Origin of the sequence: Bacillus fungorum, from assembly GCF_002746455.1 — a bacterium.
In the GTDB taxonomy this organism is placed as follows: Bacteria; Bacillota; Bacilli; order Bacillales; family Bacillaceae_G; genus Bacillus_A; species Bacillus_A fungorum.
On sequence record NZ_NWUW01000128.1, the window covers coordinates 1 to 1,127 of the forward strand.

Genomic DNA, 1,127 nt, shown 5'->3' on the forward strand with positions numbered 1-1,127 from the left:
TGTACAAATCTTATAAATATCCATTGTTAAGTTAGTCGGACGACTTAAAGTATGTGTTTTTCTAATACCACCGTTATAACTCTTGCTATAACCAACAGAAAAATGAACGGTTTGAGCAAGTTTGTTTTGTCTTCTAAGGCGATAACAGACTTCTTCAATGTGTTCCAGTAGAACAATCGGAAATTCTTCTATCATATAGTCCCGCATTAGAATTTGGCTTTTTCCAATAGAAGTTGTAACAGGAATGTATTTTTCCGAAATACGGCTGAAGTCAATGCCATTGCTATGTAGGTGCAATTCCTCTCCAATCTTGCCAAAACTCTGTTTTAAATATTTAAGAGGATAGTTCGCTAAATCTCCGATAGAATGTATTCCTTTTCGATTCAGCTTTTCTTCTGTTTTGTACGAAATACCCCAAAACTTATTAAGTGGTCGTATGCTCCATAATTTAGTTGGGACATCTTCATACTTCCAATGGGCAATCCCGTCTTTGTTCTTCTTAGCTTCAATATTTAAAGCGACATTACTCATTAAAGGGTTTGGACCAATTCCAACCGTACATTCAATTCGAGTATGGTCATATATTTCACGTTTAAATTTCAAAGCGAACTCCCACGGATCGTTAGCGAATAGATGAATACTATCGGTAATATCCATAAAAAACTCATCGATGCTATATTGGTGGAAGTCCTCATAAGGAACGTATTGTAAAGCTAACTTTGTTACGTAATTAGAGCATTTTATGTAAGTACTCATAATCGGATTCACAACAAAAATATCTTTCCTTCGAGGAATCTCGTAGAGCCTTGCCATCTTCTTTATGCCCAGGGCTTTTAAGGGTGGTGTTGCAGCTAGAACGATTGAACCATTTCTATTCACATCACCTACTACAGCCAATTTGGTATGCATAGGGTCTAATCCCATTTTGATGCAGCTTACTGAAGCGTAAAAGCTTCGTAGATCAACACATAAGATGATTCTATTCGGTAGGATTGAATAGTCATACATTGTGATTCCTCCTAAATTAAAAGAACGTTTGTTCTTATTATATACGAACTTGCGTTCTTTTATAAAGAGTTTTTGTTAAAAAAATTTTTTTGCATAAAGAAAAGACACTCTTATACGAG

1 protein-coding gene is annotated in these 1,127 nt (G+C 35.3%); it reads right to left on the reverse strand.

The window, feature by feature from the left end; all coding sequences use genetic code 11:
- Positions 1–1,008 (reverse strand): Y-family DNA polymerase (locus CO726_RS31000; protein ID WP_099686832.1); only part of this gene is annotated, 1,008 nt, incomplete at its 3' end.
- Between the last annotated feature and the right edge of the window lie 119 nt (positions 1,009–1,127).